The organism is Streptomyces turgidiscabies Car8, assembly GCF_000331005.1.
GTDB classification, from domain to species: Bacteria; Actinomycetota; Actinomycetes; order Streptomycetales; family Streptomycetaceae; genus Streptomyces; species Streptomyces turgidiscabies.
Window position 1 is genome coordinate 1 of record NZ_AEJB01000434.1, and the last position, 3,581, is coordinate 3,581.

At 70.6% G+C, this 3,581-nt stretch carries 3 protein-coding genes; 1 reads left to right on the forward strand and 2 read right to left on the reverse strand.

Annotated features, from left to right (window positions below; genetic code table 11):
* Nucleotides 1–88: 88 nt before the first annotated feature.
* Nucleotides 89–1,267, reverse strand: a complete 1,179-nt coding sequence (locus tag STRTUCAR8_RS31760; protein ID WP_006380272.1) for a PP2C family protein-serine/threonine phosphatase — start codon at nucleotides 1,265–1,267, stop codon at nucleotides 89–91.
* 162 nt (nucleotides 1,268–1,429) lie between these two features.
* Here STRTUCAR8_RS31760 and STRTUCAR8_RS31765 point away from each other — a divergent pair, with 162 nt between their 5' ends.
* Entirely contained in the window at nucleotides 1,430–2,680 is a 1,251-nt protein-coding gene (locus STRTUCAR8_RS31765) for a GNAT family N-acetyltransferase (RefSeq protein WP_006380273.1), read from the forward strand.
* A 19-nt stretch (nucleotides 2,681–2,699) separates the two neighbouring features.
* Here STRTUCAR8_RS31765 and STRTUCAR8_RS31770 read toward each other — a convergent pair whose 3' ends face one another.
* Nucleotides 2,700–3,509 (reverse strand): Fpg/Nei family DNA glycosylase, encoded by an 810-nt coding sequence (locus tag STRTUCAR8_RS31770; RefSeq protein ID WP_006380274.1) that lies wholly within the window; start codon nucleotides 3,507–3,509, stop codon nucleotides 2,700–2,702.
* Nucleotides 3,510–3,581 lie beyond the last annotated feature (72 nt).

Sequence of the window (3,581 nt, forward strand, 5' to 3'; positions counted from 1 at the left end):
CCCCAGACCCCCCTGTCGCGCTGAACGCGCTCGTCCTCAAGCGCCGGACGGGCTGGATGGTGCCGGCCGGCGCTGAAGACGGCGGCGGTCAGATCGTCGCCTGGGCCGTGGGGCCCTCTCTGCAGATGAGGAGGAGGGCTCTGTCGTCGTTGACGTCCTTGGCCACCGCCTCGATGAGGTGCCAGGCCGCGCCGTGGAAACCGCCGGCCACGTAGCGGTCGGCCTCGCCCGTCAGGCGGTCGATGCCCTCGACGATGTCCCGTTCCGACGTTTCCACCAGGCCGTCCGTGAAGAGCATCAGGACGTCTCCCGGGCGCAGCGATCCCTTCACAGGGTCGAACTGGGCTCCGTCGTACACGCCCAACAGCGGTCCCTCCGCCGCCTTTTCCTCCCAGCGGCCGGTGCCCGCGCTGAGCTGGAGGCCCGGCGGGTGGCCGGCGGAGAAGAGTTCGTAGTCGCCGGAGTCCAGGTCCAGGACCAGGTGGATCGAGGTCGCGAAGCCCTCGTCCCAGTCCTGGCGGAGGAGGTAGCCGTTCGCCGCCGGGAGGAAGGCGTGCGGCGGCAGTGAGCCCAGCAGGCCGCCGAAGGCGCCGGAGAGGAGGAGGGCCCGGGATCCCGCGTCCATGCCCTTGCCGGAGACGTCCGTCAGGACGACCTCCATCGTGCGGCCCCCGTTCGTACGGGCCGCCACCACGAAGTCCCCCGAGAACGACTGGCCGCCCGCCGGACGCAGCGCCATCTCCCGGTGCCAGCCCTGCGGCAGCTGCGGCAACTTGCTCTGGACGCGGATGCGTTCACGCAGGTCGAACAGCATCGTGCCGCCGCGCCGCCAGGGGACACCCACTCTGCTGCGGAACTGGGCGATCAGCAGGCCGAAGAACCCGCAGGCCGCCACGACGAGGACCACACCGGGGGTGACCCTGGAGGGCCCCTCCGTGTACGGGCCCAGCTTCACCGACTCCACGATCAGGGCCGTCGCCGCCGCCGCGTACAGGCCCAGCAGGCTGGCCGGGCGCAGGAGGAGGCCGCCGGCGACGATCGGGAGGACGAGCAGGGCCGGGGAGCACCACACCGAGTTGGCGAGGGTCATGGCCGCGATGACCGGGATCATGATGAGCAGACCGGCGAGCGCGATCCAGTCCGAACCGTCGCCCCGGAAGTAGTCCACGGCGGATCTGCGCAGGCCGGTGCGGACCCGGTGAGCCTGCTTCTTCAACCGGGCCGTGAACGTCTCGGCTTCCGCGCGCCGCTCTCGTCCTGCTGCCATTAGTTCGGGACCCTATCCATCGGACCAGCTGCTTGGCACGGGAGGTCCCACTTGTCCCCCGTCCGAGGTTCAACTTCACAGTGAAACCCACCGAGGGCCGGTCCGAGGCCCCGAGGGGAAAATTCCCTCGCTCGTCCCGCATTGCCCTGGTACTCATGGTCCATGACGACCTCCAGGACCTCCGGCACGACCGACCTGCGGGTGCTGCGGCCCGAAGACTGGGATCAGTGGTACGACAACCTGCTCCGCGCCTTCGGTGGAATGCCGGAGTCCGCCGAGGAACGGGAGTTGTGGAAATCACTCACCGAGTACGACCGTTTCGTGGGCGCCTGGGACGGTGACACGTGTGTGGGCAGTGCGGGTGCCTTCACTTTCCAGGTAACCGTACCGGGTGGTGCCTCCGTGCGGGCTGCCGGCGTCACGATGGTCGGCGTGGCCGGGACGCACCGCAGGCGCGGGGTGCTCACGTCGATGATGCGGCGGCAACTGGACGACGTACGGAGCTGGGGCGAGCCGCTGGCCGTGCTCACGGCGTCCGAGCCCGCCATCTACGGACGGTTCGGGTACGGGCTCGCCACCCAGTCGCTGACCGTCGAGATCGACACGGCGCAGGTGCGGCTGGAGGCGCCGGCCGGCGCCGATGACGTACGGCTGCGGTATGCCGTACCGGCCGAAGCACTTGATGTCTGCGAGGCGGTGTACGCGCGGCGGGTGCCGGAGCGGCCCGGGATGCTGGCGCGGATGCCGGGCTGGGATCAGGTCATGGTGATCGATCCGGAGAGCGAGCGGGGCGGGGCGTCGCCGTTGCAGTGTGTGGTCGCCGAACGGGGCGGGGACGTCGTGGGGTTCGCCCGGTTCCGGGTCAAGCCCGACTGGGATGTCACCGGTTCGCACAGCGCGGTCGTCGTCGAGGACGTGGAGGCGCTCGATCCCGCGTCCCAGGGCGCGTTGTGGCGGTTCCTGTTCGACATCGACCTGACGTCGAAGATCGTCGCGCGTGCGCGGCCGGTCGAGGAGCCGTGGCATCACATGGTGACGGACATCCGGCGGTGCGGGCTGCGCAGGCGGGACGCGCTGTACGTACGACTGGTGGACGTGGGGGCCGCGTTGGAGGCGCGGACCTATCAGACGCCCGTGGATGTCGTGCTCGATGTCGAGGACGCGTTCTGTCCGTGGAACTCCGGGCGGTGGCGGCTGACGGGCGACGCCAAGGGGGCCGTGTGCCGGCGTACGGAGGATGCGGCTGATCTCGCCCTGTCCGTACGGGAGTTGGGGGCCGCCTATCTGGGCGGGGTGCCGTTGGCCGGGCTGGCGGCCGCTGGGCGGGTGCGGGAGATCCGGCAAGGGGCGCTGGCCGAGGCCTCGGTGGCGTTCGGGTCGGTGGTGGAGCCCTGGTTGTCCCACGGGTTCTGATGCCGAAGTCGATGGCCTGTCAGGCGCGTTGGCAGGTGGGGCACCAGAAGAGGTTGCGGGCGGCGAGGTCGGCGGTGCGGATCTCGCCGCCACAGAGGTGACAGGGCAGGTTGGCCCTGCGGTAGACGTAGACCTCGCCGCCGTGGTCGTCGACGCGCGGCGGGCGGCCCATCGCCTCCGGGGTGTGTTCCGGGCGGACGGTGTCGATGCGGTTGTCGCGTACGCCCTCGCGCATCAGGGCGACCAGGTCTTTCCAGAGCGCGTCCCACTCGGCGGGTGTGATGTCCCTGCCGGGGCGGTACGGGTCGATGCCGTGCCGGAACAGGACCTCGGCGCGGTAGACGTTGCCGACGCCCGCGATGAGTTTCTGGTCCATGAGCAGGGCGGCGATGGTCGTACGGCTGCGGCTGACGCGGGCGTAGGCGGTCTGGTGGTCGGCGTCCGGGCGGAGCGGGTCGGGACCCAGGCGGTCGTGTATCGCCTGCTTCTCGGTGTCCGTGATGAGCGCGCAGGTGGTGGGGCCCCGAAGATCCACGTACGAGGTGCTGTTCGCGAGGCGCAGGCGGACCGTGTCCGTGGGAGGCGGGGCCGGGGCGTCGCCGAAGGTGACCTTGCCGAAGAGGCCGAGGTGGATGTGGACCCAGTCGGCTTCACGGAAGCGGAGGAAGAGGTGTTTGCCGTGGGCGTCGGCGGCGTTGAGGGGGGCGCCGGTGAGGAGGGCTGCCGCGTCGGTGAACTTGCCCTGCGGGCTGCTGACGGTGACGGGTCGGTCGGCGAAGTGGGCGGCGTAGTCCTGGGCCAGACGGTGGATCGTGTGCCCTTCCGGCACGGTGCGGGTCCTTTCGTGGTTCTTTGCCCACCCACCCGCCCGTCTCGGTCTGTCGAGTAGGCGCCCTCGTCC